At 73.4% G+C, this 13,024-nt stretch carries 10 protein-coding genes; 1 reads left to right on the top strand and 9 read right to left on the bottom strand.

The genetic code is table 11. From position 1 onward, the window contains the following. Positions 1–17 precede the first annotated feature (17 nt). Positions 18–1,664: an AMP-binding protein gene (locus G127AT_RS07370; protein ID WP_210901500.1), complete on the top strand. Its 1,647-nt coding sequence runs from the start codon at positions 18–20 to the stop codon at positions 1,662–1,664. Between the two features lie 489 nt (positions 1,665–2,153). On the opposite strand, the gene G127AT_RS07365 is transcribed toward G127AT_RS07370, so the two are convergent. The 9 genes from G127AT_RS07365 to G127AT_RS07325 form a co-directional block, all read right to left on the bottom strand. After that, the gene (locus tag G127AT_RS07365) at positions 2,154–3,581 is read right to left on the bottom strand and encodes a GntP family transporter (RefSeq protein ID WP_210901497.1); all 1,428 of its coding nucleotides are present in this window, start codon (positions 3,579–3,581) and stop codon (positions 2,154–2,156) included. Positions 3,582–3,663: 82 nt separating this feature from the next. After that, positions 3,664–4,554, bottom strand: coding sequence for an NAD(P)-dependent oxidoreductase (locus G127AT_RS07360; RefSeq protein ID WP_210901496.1), 891 nt, complete (start codon positions 4,552–4,554; stop codon positions 3,664–3,666). 80 nt (positions 4,555–4,634) lie between these two features. After that, complete coding sequence (locus G127AT_RS07355) at positions 4,635–6,095, bottom strand: four-carbon acid sugar kinase family protein (protein ID WP_210901495.1); 1,461 nt, start codon at positions 6,093–6,095, stop codon at positions 4,635–4,637. 410 nt (positions 6,096–6,505) lie between these two features. Continuing rightward, positions 6,506–7,315, bottom strand: a complete 810-nt coding sequence (locus G127AT_RS07350; protein WP_210901492.1) for a FadR/GntR family transcriptional regulator — start codon at positions 7,313–7,315, stop codon at positions 6,506–6,508. Between the two features lie 343 nt (positions 7,316–7,658). Beyond that, a complete protein-coding gene (locus G127AT_RS07345; RefSeq protein WP_210901491.1) occupies positions 7,659–8,939 on the bottom strand; it encodes an ABC transporter substrate-binding protein in 1,281 nt (426 codons plus the stop codon). 5 nt (positions 8,940–8,944) lie between these two features. Beyond that, complete coding sequence (locus G127AT_RS07340; protein WP_210901490.1) at positions 8,945–10,222, bottom strand: branched-chain amino acid ABC transporter permease; 1,278 nt, start codon at positions 10,220–10,222, stop codon at positions 8,945–8,947. Beyond that, a complete protein-coding gene (locus G127AT_RS07335) occupies positions 10,219–11,097 on the bottom strand; it encodes a branched-chain amino acid ABC transporter permease (RefSeq protein WP_210901488.1) in 879 nt (292 codons plus the stop codon). Before G127AT_RS07335 ends, G127AT_RS07340 begins: the two co-directional genes overlap by 4 nt. Further along, the gene (locus G127AT_RS07330; RefSeq protein ID WP_210901486.1) at positions 11,097–11,834 is read right to left on the bottom strand and encodes an ABC transporter ATP-binding protein; all 738 of its coding nucleotides are present in this window, start codon (positions 11,832–11,834) and stop codon (positions 11,097–11,099) included. Before G127AT_RS07330 ends, G127AT_RS07335 begins: the two co-directional genes overlap by 1 nt. Continuing rightward, positions 11,831–12,661, bottom strand: coding sequence for an ABC transporter ATP-binding protein (locus tag G127AT_RS07325; protein ID WP_210901485.1), 831 nt, complete (start codon positions 12,659–12,661; stop codon positions 11,831–11,833). Before G127AT_RS07325 ends, G127AT_RS07330 begins: the two co-directional genes overlap by 4 nt. Between the last annotated feature and the right edge of the window lie 363 nt (positions 12,662–13,024).

Raw genomic sequence — 13,024 nt, 5'->3', positions numbered from 1 at the left:
ATGGAAGGAACACCGAGATGACCCACCGACCAGACCAGGCCATCGACGGCGACGGCTACGGAACCCTCTCGGCGGCGAGCATCCTCGCCGAGACCGCCCGCCGCACCCCCGCCGCCCCGGCGCTGCACTTCATGGGCGCCACCATCCCCTACGGGCGGCTGTGGGACGAGGCCCGCGCCTACGCCGGCGCCCTGCAGGCCCGCGGCATCGGGCCCGGCGACCGCGTCGCGATGATCGTGCCGAACGTGCCCGACTTCGCCCGCGTCTACTACGCCGCCCTCGCGCTCGGCGCGATCGTGGTGCCCGTGCACCTGCTGTTCAAGGCCGAGGAGATCGAGTTCGTGCTGCGCGACTCGGGCGCCGACCTCGTCGTCGTCGCAGCGCCCATGCTCGCCGAGGCGGCTCCGGCGGCTGCGGCGGCGGGCGTTCCGCTCGTCACAGTGCTGCTGCCGGTGGATGCCGCGGGCGCCGCGCCCGGCGGCGCAGGCGCAGACGGGGGCGCTCCGGCATCCACTGCGGCCGGCGCCCTGCCCCGCCTCGAAGCCGAAGCCGCCGCCGCGACCCCCATCGCCCGGATCGTGCCGACGCGGCCCACCGACGCCGCGACGATCCTCTACACGAGCGGCACCACCGGCACGCCCAAGGGCGCCGTCGGCTCGCACCTCGCGATCGTCGAACAGGTGCACACCGCCCTCATCGACTCCTTCGACATGCGTGCCGACGATGTCGTCTTCGGCGGGCTGCCGCTCTTCCACGCCTTCGGGCAGACGTCGGTGATGAACATCTCGTTCCGCCGCGGCGCATCCGTCATCCTGCTGCCGAAGTTCGACCCCGACGCTGCGCTCGAACTGCTGAACGCCCACCGCGCGACCGTGTTCACCGGCGTTCCCACCATGTTCGTCGGCATGCTCGAAGCCGCCGGCCGTTCGGAGGCCCGCCCGCCGTTGCGCTTCGCCGTCTCGGGCGGGGCGGCCCTGCCCGTCGCCGTGCTCGAAGCGTTCGCCGCCGCCTACGGCGCCGAAGTGCACGAAGGCTACGGCCTCACCGAAACCGCCCCGACCGTATCCTTCAACACCGTCGCCGAACCCATCCGCCCCGGCACGGTCGGCCGGCCCCTCTGGGGCGTCGACGTCGCCGTGGCCGACGACGCCGTCGAAGGGCGCATCGCGCTGCTCGAGGAACCCGGCGCCCTCGGCGAGATCGTCGTGCGCGGGCATAACCTCATGAAGGGGTATCTCGGCCGGCCCGATGCCTCTGCCGAGACCGTCGTCGACGGATGGTTCCGCACCGGCGACCTCGGCAGTGTCGACGCCGACGGCATCGTCACGATCACCGACCGCAAGAAGGACATGATCGTCCGCAACGGCTACAACGTGTACCCCACCGAGGTCGAAGCGGTGCTCGCCCGCCACCCCGACGTCGCCATGGCGGCCGTCTTCGGCATCGCCGACGCCGTGCACGGCCAGGAGGTGCACGTCGCCGTCGTCGCCCGCGAAGGCCGCGCCGTCGACGCGGACGCCGTGATCGCGTTCGCGAAGGAACGCATCGCCGCCTACAAGTACCCCCGCGTCGTGCACCTCGTCGAGGAGCTGCCCATCGGGGCGAGCGGCAAGGTGCTGAAGCGCGCGCTCGTCGAGCGCTTCGCGGCGGTGCCGGCGGAGTAGGGGCTGGGGGGTCCGGTACCCGGGGCCGCCGCGTAGGAGTGCCGACCTCCCGTTCGGTGCCGCGTAGGAGTGCCGACCTCCCGCTGGAGTGCCGGGAGGTTGTCACTCCCGCGGGAGATCGGCACTCCTAGCGGGGTGGATGCCGCGGCGGCGCCCCGCGGCATCCACCGCCCCACGGCATCCACCGCCCCACGGCATCCACCGCCCCACGGCATCCACCGCCCCGCGGCATCCACCGCCCCGCGGCATCCACCGCCCCGCGGCATCCACTGCGCCGCAGCATCCACCGTGCTCTCTCGTTCCGGGGGTCGAACCCTGCCATCAACGCGCGGAAAACCCTCGGAACGTGGCGGGATATGACCCCCGGAAGCAGGGGTCGAACGCGGAACGGGCGCCGCGGCCGCGCGCCGCAGCGAGCGCGGAAACAGAGGCCGAACGCGAACGGGCGCGCCCCGCCGAAGCGGAGGCGCGCCCGTCATGCGCGAGCGGTCAGCTCATCGGGATGACCGCGTACAGCAGCCACGTCAGCAGGAAGCCGGCGACGCCGAGCACGGTCGTCAGCGGCGTCCAGGTGCGCAGACCGTCCTTGACCGAGAGGCCGAGGTAGCGGGTCACGACCCAGAAGCCCGAGTCGTTCACGTGGCTGAGGCCGAGGCCGCCGTAACCGATCGCGACCGCGACGAGGGCGGTGTGGATCGGGTCCAGGCCGAGCACCGCGACCGTCGGCAGCATGAGGCCCGCCGTCGTCGCGATCGCGACCGTCGCCGAACCCTGCGCGGCGCGCATGATGAGCGAGATGAGGAACGCGGCCAGCAGGATCGGCATGCCGCTGGAGGCGAGGACCTCGGCGACCGCACCGCCGATGCCGGTCTCGGTGAGGATGCGGCCGAACGCGCCGCCGGCACCCGTGACGAGGATGATGACCGCAGCACCGGGCAGCGCCGACTCCATGACCTCGCCGAGCTTGCCGGCCGACCAGCCGCGGCGCACGCCGAGGAAGAACATCGCCGCGGCGATCGCGACCATGAGCGCGAAGATCGGCTGGCCGATCATCGACAGGAAGCCGTGCCAGAACGAGCCGGTCTCGAACGCCGGCGCGACGGCCGTGCCGAGCATGATGAGGACGAGCGGCAGCAGGATGAGCAGCAGCACCGTCCAGGCGCTCGCCGGCTTCTCGCCGTCGCGGAGGCCCGCGTTCGGGGAGGCCGCCTCTTCGGTGCCGAAGGCGTCGAACATCGCCTTCGTGGCCGGCAGCATCGCGTACTCGCGGCGGTTGACGACCTTCGCGGCATAAAACGACAGCACCGCGAGCGGCACCGAGATCGCCAGCGACAGGATCGTGACCCAGCCGATGTCGGCGCCGAGGATGGTGGATCCGCCGACGATGCCGGGGTGCGGCGGCACGGCCACGTGCACGGCGAGCATGATGCCCGCGACCGGCAGGCCGAACTTGATCGGGTTCAGGCCGGCGACCTTCGAGAACGCGAACACGATCGGCACGAGGATGATGAAGCCGGCGTCGAAGAACACCGGGATCGCGAGGATGCCGGCGGCGATCACGAGCGCGATGCCGACCCGCTTCGGGCCGAGCCATCCGGTGAACTTGCCCGCGAGCGCATCCGCCCCGCCGGAGAGTTCGATGATCTTGCCGAGCATCGATCCGAGCGCCACGAGCACGGCGACCGAGCCGAGCGTTCCGCCGACGCCGGCGATGATCGCCTGGATGATGCCGAGCTGCTCGGGTGCGTCGTCCGTGGCCGGGATCGTCGTCATCGGCAGGCCCGCGGCCAGGCCGACGAGGATCGACACGAGGATCAGGGCGTAGAACGCCTGCATTTTGAACCTGATGATGAGCAGGAGCAGCAGGCCGAGGCCGGCGAGCCCGATCAGGATCAGGGCGGGAAGAGGAAGCGTCATCGGCTCGTCTCTTTCTCTTTCGGGTTGTGGGGGTGGGGTGTGGATGCCGGGGCGCGATGCCCGGGCGGGTGCGCCGAAGCGCCTACGGGCGCCGCTCGGGAGCGACGACGCGGATCACGGCGGAGTCGTCCTGGGCGCCGAGGCCCTGGGCTTCTCCGAGGAGGAAGAGCTGCTCGGCGGCGGCGGCCACCGGCGTCGACAGGTGCGCACGGCGTGCGGCGTCGCCGACGATGCCGAGGTCCTTGACGAAGATGTCGAGGCGGCTGAGCACCTCGGCGCCGCCCTCGTCGTAGGCCTGCAGGGCGCGGGGGCCGCGGTTGCCGAGCATGAACGAGTTCGCGGCACCGGCCGTCAGTGCCTCGAGGGTCTTCTCGCGGTCGAGCCCGAGGGCGTCGGCGAGGGCGAGGGCCTCGGCGGCGGCGGCGATGTGCACGCCGCACAGCAGCTGGTTGACGGTCTTCAGCGCCTGCCCGTCGCCGGGCTTGTCGCCGACGATCGAGAGGGTGGATGCCAGCTGCTCGAGCACGGGCCGCGCCGCCTCCAGCGCGGTTGGGCGGGCGCCGACGACGATGAGCAGGTCGCCCTCGCGCGCACGGAGCGGTCCGCCCGAGAGCGGGGCGTCGACGAGGTCGGCACCGTGCTCGGCGAGCCGGGCGGCGATGTCGGCGATGCCGTCGGTGCCGACGGTGCTCGTGAGGATGACGACGGATCCCCGGTCGAGATGGTCGGCGAGGCCGCCCTCGCCGAAGAGCAGCGCGTCGAGCTGGGCGCCGTTGCGCACGGCGACGAGCACGGCATCCGCACCCGAGATCGCCTCGACGGCCGAGGCGGCGGGCGCGACGCCCGACTCGGCGGCGAGGGCGACGCGTTCGGCGGCGATGTCGAAACCGCGCACCTCGAAGCGCTCGGCGAGGCGGGCGGCCATCGGCAGCCCCATGGCGCCGAGACCGATGACGGCGACGGTGGAGGTCATGGTGTTCCTTTCGGGGGTGGATCCGGGATGGTGCGGCCGGTCGTGTTCGTCGCGGCGGGTGCGGCGGCGCGGCCGGCGGGTCAGCGTTCTTCGGCGCCGGGTTCCGTGCCGGTGCCGGGGTCAGCGTCGGCGCCGGCCGTGTCGGCCGGGCCGGCGAGCTTCGCGACGACCGCCGCGAGCGAACCCTCGTCGCCGACGTTGCCGGCGAAGACGATGTACGGGATGCCGACCGCCGGGCCGGTCTCCGGCTGCCACAGTGACACGATGCCCGGCAGCATCGGGCCGAGCACCGTGGCGCGGCGGATCTCGAGGGCTTCGCTGGCGACATCGCTCGACGTGATCCCGCCCTTGGCGATCACGAAGCGCGGTGGGGCGAGTTCCAGCACGCGCCGCACCAGTTCGACGACGCCGCTCGAGACGCGGCGGGCGATGTCGAGGCTCGCGGCGCCGTCGGCGCCGGTGATGAGTTCGCGGCTCGTGTGCACGATGACGGTGCCCTGCTCGAGGGCGGCCGCGGTCGCCCGGGCCTGCTCGTCGAGGTGCGCCTCGCGGCGCTCGTCGATGAGGCGGCGCACGTCGAGCTCGATCGTCGCCGTGCCCGGGCGGGCCCGCTTCAGTTCAGCGAGCTGCGCCGTCGTCAGCGGCACATGGCTGCCGACGACGACCAGGCCGCCGCGTTCATGCGCGAACGGGATGTCGGCGGGCTCCACGGGGCGCGCGATGTCCTGCCCGATGTGGGCGCGCGCATACGGCGGGCCGACGCGCAGCAGCACCTCGGCGTCCAGCCGGTGCAGGGCGAGGGCGACGACGCGCAGATCGGACTCCTCCACGGCATCCACCGCGACGATCGTGCCCGGCGCGAGCGCACCCAGGAACGCCTCGACATCGTCGACGCCGCCGCGGATGATGTCGATCGTGAGGGGCGCCACGGCATCCGCCGCGATGCGCCCGTGCGTCTTCTCGGCCACCCACTCGTCGAGGCTGCTCGCGGCGAAACCGAACGTCGCATCCGCCGCGAACGGGGTCTCGCCGACCGGCGTCGCCTCGCCGTCGACGACCCAGTAGTGCACCGAATCGACCGTGATGCGCCCCGCATCGGGGAACGCCGGCACGAGCAGCGTCAGCGCCGGCCGCTCGCCGCCGTGCGCGACGATCTCCTCGGCGAGCACATCGGTCTCGAGGGGGAAGTGGCCGCGCAGCGTCGAATCGCTGCGGGAGACGAAGGTGACCTGCTTGCCGGCCGCGCGGGCCGCGGCCAGGGCGACGGCGACGACCTCGCGATTGCGGCGGGCGGCCTGGCGCTCGCCGAGGGAACGGCTGTTCGTCAGCACGTAGACCGCCGGTGCACCGGTCGCGAAGGCGCCGTCGAGGTCGGCGCGTTCCCAGCGGGTGAGCACGGGCAGACCGGCCACGGACTGCGTGCCGGTGGGGTCGTCGTCGAGCACGACGAGCACGGCATCGGGATGCTGGGCGGCACGCACCTCGGCGGCCGTGACGGCCACGGGCTCGGGGAGGGGTGCGAGCAGGGTGTCGAGGCGCATGGAGCACTCCTTCGTCACTCGGGGTCTTCGGGGTGTGGATGCCGTGGCGCGCGGTGCGGGCGGGTGCTCGCGCCGGTCGCGGGCGGTTCGCGCGACGTTCGCGCTCGGCAGAAATCCGATATCAGATATCGAGTGTACCCGACGCGCGGCGCGCCGCCCTCGCTCCCTCCCTCCGTCCGTCCGTCCCTCCCTCCCTCCCTCCTCCGTCATGTACGCGGAACGCGCCGTGCTCTTGCGCAATGCAGGAACGCACACGTGTCGCGGCCGGTTCCGCCGCATCAGCGCCGCGACACGCCGAGTGCGTTCCTGCATTGCGCAAGAGACGGAAGGAGGAGGGGGTGAGGGACGGGGAGAAAGAGCGAAGGGTGGCGGGATGCCGGGTGCCGCGCGGACCTGGAGCGCGCGCCCGCTCAGCGGGCGGTGGAGGAAGCCGCGGCGCGGCCGTGGATGTAGGTGAGGAGGTCGTCGCGGGTCTGGCGCATGTGGCTCGCCATGGCATCGCGGGCGGCATCCGTCGACCCCGACCGGAGCGCCTCGAGCACCGCGCCGTGCTCGAAGATCGCGTGCTCGCGGATCTCGGCGACGGCGCTGGTCTCGCTGCGGGTCGCCTCGAGCATGCTCGTGAGCGGCCGCATCGAGGCGATGAGGATGCGGTTGTCGGCCGCGGCGAAGACGACGTCGTGGAACGCGAGGTCGGCGGCGACGAACGCGGGAACGTCGGTCGCGGCGTGGCCGGCGCGCATGAGGCCGAGGAGTTCCTCGAGCCGGGCGAGGTCGTCGTCGCTGCGACGGGATGCCGCGAGCTCGGCCGCCCCGGTCTCGAGCATCACGCGCAGCTCGAGCAGCTCGAGCGAGGAACGCTCGCGCGCCCCGGCGCTGCGGGCGTGGCGGACGACGGCTTCGAGGCCGGTCCATTCCTCGACGGGCGCGATGCGGTGCCGGCTGCCGGGCACGCGCACGATGACGCCCTGCGCCTGCAGCAGGCGCACGCCCTCGCGCATGGTGAGGCGCGAGACGCCGAACTCCTCGGCCAGCTCGGCCTCGGGCGGCAGGGGCGCCCCGGCGACGAGGCGCCCGGCGATGATCGCGTCGAGCAGCCCGTCGACGACGGATTCGGTGCGGGTGATGCGTTCGGCCATCGTCACCGACCGGCTGCCGTCGCGCCGGCCGATGGATGCCGCGGGCCCGCCACCGGGTGCGCGGTCGTCGCCGTGCACCACCGTGGGACGGGGGAGGCGGGCACGGTCACAGGCACTCCGCCATTCTACCGAGCGCCGGTGCCGGCGCCTTGCCCGCTGCATGGCCTGCGTCGCGATGGCATTCGTGCGCAATGCAGGAACGCGCTCGGCGTGTCGTGCTGCGCATGCGGGAGTCGGGGCCGCGACACGGGAGCGTTCCTGCATTGCGCAGAGACGCGAGCCGGGGGCGGTGGATGCCGGGGGCGGTGGATGCCGGGGAGGGGGTGGATGCCGGGGGCGGTGGATGCCGGGGCGCCCCGGGCAATGCGCTGCGCCCCGGCATCCACCGACCGGGCAGGAGCCGGGCCCCCCGGCATCCACTCGCTCAGGCGGCGGGCACGCCCGCGTTCTCGAGCGGCACCGGCGCCGGATCCACCGCGGAGACCTCGCCGCCCTCCACCTCGTAGGCGGCGTCGACGAAGTCCTGCACGCCGGCATCCACGATCGTGATGCCCGCGCCGTTCCAGGCGGCGTGCGAGGTCTTCGAGAAACCGAGCGGCAGGATGCCGTTGCCGGCGAGATCGCCGGATTCGAGGGCGGCGACGAGGGCCTCGCGGGTCGGGTCGTCGCCGGCGGCGGCGAGGGCTTCGGCGAAGAGGTAGCCGACGCTCATGCCGTAGACGGTGTTGCCGTCGAAGTCGGCGCCGCCGTTGTAGTCGTCGTTGATCTGCCGGAACAGTTCCACCCATTCGCCGTCGGGGCCGAACGGCAGGTAGTTCGCGCTGACGAAGCCCTGCAGCAGTTGCGGTGCGGCCTCGCCGAGGAAGCCGGCGAGCGTCGGATAGTCGCCGCCGGACGACGACGAGAACCACATCGGGAACCAGCCGAGCTTCGCGGCGGTGCCGATCGCGAGCGCCGAGAAGCCGTTCACCGTGGCGAGCATGTTGATCTCGCAGCCGGCGGCCTGCATGGCGCCGATCTGCGCGCTCACGTCCTGGTTCGATACCGAGTACTCCTGCACTTCGGCGACGCCGCCGACCCCGAGCGCGAGCTCGACGCCCTCGAGGAACTCCTCGCCGAAGTCGTCGTCCTGCCCGAGCACGCACACCTTCGCACCCGGGTGCTCGTCGGCGGCGTACTGCGCGAGCACGGCCCCCTCGACGACGTAGTCGACGTTGAACGCGAACGTCATCGGGTACGTCTCGGGGTCGTTCCAGCTCGTCGACCCCGAGGCGACGAAGAGGTCGGGCACGGCGTTCTGGTCGAGGTAGTCGAGCACGGCGGAGTGCGTCGGCGTGCCGAGCCCGTTCAGGATCGCGAACACCTCGTCCTCCTGCACGAGCTCGCGCACCACGGTCTGGGTGTTCGCGGGGTTGTAGCCGTCGTCCTTCACGAGGTATTCGATGGTGCGGCCGTTGATGCCGCCCTGGTCGTTGACGTAGTCGAAGTACGCCTTCGTCGCGGCCGAGATCGTCGAGTATCCGGCGGCGGCCGGGCCCGTGAGCGGGTGGTGGGTGCCGACGGTGACGGTGTCGTCGGTGACGCCGGGGGTGTCGGCGGCGCCGGCGCCGGGCGTGCTGCAGGCGGTGAGGGCGAGGAGCAGGGCGGTCGCCCCGGCTGCCCCTCCGAGCCCGGCGAGGCGCCGGGCGGTGCGGTGCTGTGACATGGGATTCACCTCTCGATGTGGGTGGGTTCGGTGGTGCGGGGTGCGGATGCTTCGGGAGCGGTGGATGCTTCGGGCTCGGTGGATGCTTCGGGTTCGGGTGCGGATGCCGCCGGTCGCGGCCCGCCGGCGGGCACCGCGGCACTGCGCGGTCGGCGGCGGCGCGCCAGGGCATCCACTGCGCGCCGTGCGACGCCCGCGAGCCCTGCGGGCCGCCACGCGACGACGACGATGAGGATCGCGCCGAACACGAGCACGGCGAGGTTTCCGTTCAGGCGCTGCCCGAGGTCGGCGGGCAGATCGAGGGCGGCGGTGAGGGCCCCGACCGCCCACGGCAGCAGCACGATGATCGCCGAGCCGGACGCGGCGCCGCCGAGGCTGCCGAGGCCGCCGACGACGACCGCGACGACGAGCAGCAGCGAGAACGCGAGCGTGTACGCCCCGGGGCTGACCGCCTGCGTGACGAAGCACAGCACGGCGCCGCCGGCACCGGCGGTCACGGCGCTCCACGCGAACGCGGCGACCTTCACCCGCCCGGTCGCGACGCCCGCGAGGCGTGCGGCGGTCTCGTCGCCGTGGCCGGCGCGCATCCGCAGCCCGAGCCGGCCGTGCCTGACGAGCGCGAGCGCGGTCGCGCACACCGCCGCGACGAGGATCGCGACCCACGCCTGCCACTGCTCGACCGCGATGAGCGCCCGCAGGGCTTCGGGAACGCCGTCGAAGGCGATCCGCACACCCTGGTCGCCGCCGAGCACCGGTGCGAACACCGCCGCGAACGCGGGCAGCGCGATCACGAGCACGAGCGTGACGCCGGCCAGGTATGGCCCGCGCAACCGGGCCGCGGCCAGGCCGAGCGCGAGCCCGAGCGCCGCCGACACGGCGACGGCCCCGAGCATCCCGAGCCCGAACCGGGCGGCGCCCTCGATGCCGGCCTCCGTCGCGGCGTTCGTCGTGATCGCATAGCCGTAGCCGCCGGCGGCCATCAGCGCGGCGTGCCCCAGCGAGAGCTGCCCCGTGAGGCCGATGAGCAGGGTCAGCCCGGCCGTCGCGCAGAAGTACGCGGCGATCAGCGCGAGTTGGTAGTTGCGGTACGGGTCGAGGAGGAAGGTGCCCGCGATCGCGAGCACGGTGAGGCCCGCGGCGGTCAGCAGCAGTCGGCGAGTGGATGCCCTGGGGCGCCGCTCCGGGCGGACCGCGGAACCGGCATCCACCGCGGGCGTCGCCGTGGCGGCATCCGCACCCGAGGTCGCCGCCCCGGCATCCACTCTCGTGTCGTGCTCGCTCATGCCGCCCGCACCTCCCGCGCCGAGAACACGCCGCCGGGCCGCACGAGCAGCACCGTCACGAGCTGCACCAGCACCGCGATGGGCGCGACGGTCGCGCCGAGCGTTCCGGTCACGACCGTCATCACCACCCCCACGACGAGGCCGCCGATGAGCGCGCCGGCCGGCGAATCGAGCCCGCCGACCACGGCGACCGTGAACGCGTACACGAACAGCAGATCCGCCGAATGCGGGGTCAGCCCGAGCTCCGTGGGCACGAGCAGCAGGGCCGCGAGGCCGGCGACGGCGGCCGCGAGCATCCACCCGATGGTGAGCATGCGCCCCACCCGCACCCCGAGCAGGCGCGACACCTCGGGCGCCAGCGCCGACGCCCGCAACTGCAGACCGAGCGAGGTGCGCGTGAACAGCACCAGCAGCCCCGCCATCACCCCGAGCGCGACGAGCAGCACGAACAGGTCGTACGGGCTCAGCACCGGCACCCCGCCGACCACGATCGGCCGCGTGTCGAACGGCGCCGGCATCGGCCGCGCCTGCGGGCCGAACGCGATGCCGAGGGCCGACTGGATCACCATCACCAGCCCGATCGCCATGATGACGCCGGCCAGGGGTGCGGATGCCGGGGCGAACCGCATCACGCCCCGCTCGACCGCGAACCCCGTGAGCGCTCCGGCGGCGATCGCGGCCGCCAGGCCCACCCAGTACGAACCGCTGAGCGCCGTCGCCGCGAACGCGACGTAACAGGCGACGACCGCCATCGCACCCTGTGCGAAGTTCACGATGCGCGCCGCCCGCCAGATCAGCACGAGCGACAGCGCGAACAGCGCGAACACGGCGCCGCGGGCGAGGCCGGTGGCGAGGAGGAAGAGGAGTCGGTCCATCAGAATCCCAGGTAGGCGTGGCGGAGGGCGGGGTCGGCGGCGAGCTCGGACGCCGGGCGGTCGGCGACGATCTCGCCGAGTCCGAGGACGATGCCGCGGTCGGCGATCGCGAGGGCGCTCGCCGCATTCTGCTCGGCGAGGAGCACCGTGAGGCCCGTGCGATCGGCCGTCTCGCGGAGCACACCGAGCAGCTCGGCGACCACGAGCGGCGCGAGGCCGAGGCTCGGCTCGTCGAGCAGCAGCAGCCGGGGGCGCGCGACGAGGGCGCGGGCGAGGGCGAGCATCTGGCGCTCGCCGCCCGACAGTTCGTGGCCGGCGGCGCGACGACGCCGGGCGAGGGGTTCGAACAGCGCGTACATCGCCGCCGTCGCCGCGCGCCGCTCGCGGGGCGGCAGGCGCAGCGCGCCGAGCCGCAGGTTCTCGTCGACGGTGAGCTCGGCGACGACGCTGCGCCCCTCGGGCACGAGGGCGAGGCCGGCGCGGGTGCGATCCTCGACGGGGAGGGCGTCGATCGGGCGGCCGGCGAACCGCACGGCACCGCCGCTCGGTCGGAGCTGGCCTGCGACGGTGCGCAGCAGGGTCGTCTTGCCGGCGCCGTTCGCGCCCAGCAGGGCGACGAGCTGCCCCTCGTGGATGCCGAGGCTCAGCGCCTCCAGCACCGGCGCCGCCCCGTAGCCGACGGTCACGGCGTCGAGCTCGAGGAGCGGGGCGGGGGTGTTGCGGGTGTCGGCGTTCATGCGCGCACCGCCGTTCCGGGTGCCGGTGTTTCGGGTGTCGGCGTTCCGGGTGCCGCCGTTCCTGACGTCGGCGGTCCTGGCGTCGGCGGCACGCCGAGGTAGGCGGCCTCGACCGCCGGATCGCGCTGCACCTCGGCCGGCGCCCCGCTCGCGATCACGCGCCCGAAGTCGAGCACGACGACGCGATCGGCGAGCCCCATGACGAAATCGACGTGGTGCTCGACGAGCAGCACGGCGCATCCACCCGCCGACACCCGCCGCACCGCCTCGGCGAGCTGCGCCATGTCCGCCCCGCCGAGCCCGCCGGCCGGCTCGTCGAGCAGCAGCAGGCTCGGCCGCGTGACGAGGGCGCGCGCGAGGGCGACGCGTTTGCGTTCGGGGTACGGCAGGGCGTCGGCGGGGCGGTGCGCATCGGCATCCATTCCGAGTTCGGCGAGCATCGTCATCGCGCGCTCGCGCTCGGAACCGCGCGCCGCGCGCACCCCCGCGAGCGGAACGAGCACCTGCTCGAGCACCGTCATGCCCGCGTAGAGGCCGAGGCCCTGCAGGGTGCGCGAGACGCCGCGGCGCAGGAGTCGGGTCGTGGATGCCGGTGCGGGCCGCCCCCCGATGCGGATCGTGCCGGCGCGCGGCCGCACGAGGCCGCTGATCGCGTTGAACACCGTCGTCTTGCCGGCGCCGTTCGGGCCGATGAGGGCGACGATCTCGCCGTCGGCGACCTCGAAGCCCACCCCGTCGAGGGCTCTCAGCCCGCCGAAGGCGACCGTGAGCCCCTCGACCGCGAGCCGCGGCGGGGTCGGGGTGGTTTCGTGTGGAGCGTCGGACATCGGCACCTCTTCGTGTCGGATTCACTGCCCAGGACTGCGAACGCTCCCCACAGTACCGCAAAAACCGACCAGACGGTATGTCGGTGTTGCGCACCATGATCGTCCCGCCGATCCACGTGCCCCTGCACCTCTGTCCCCGCGCAATCTCCCCGTGCGCAATGTCGCCGTGCGCAATCTGTCCTTGCGCAATGCAGGAACGCACCCGGCGTGTCGCCGGTGCCCATGCGGCAGCGCCGCCCGCGACACGGTTCCGTTCCTGCATTGCGCAAGGGAGGTTGCGTAGGAGAACGGGCTGCGAGCGGAGTCAGGGGCAGCGGCACGGAGAGCGCGGCGGGAGCGCGGGGGCGCGGCAGCGGGCGGACG

The organism is Agromyces archimandritae (genome assembly GCF_018024495.1).
Lineage (GTDB): Bacteria > Actinomycetota > Actinomycetes > Actinomycetales > Microbacteriaceae > Agromyces > Agromyces archimandritae.
This window is presented reverse-complemented; position numbering and strand designations above follow the sequence as displayed.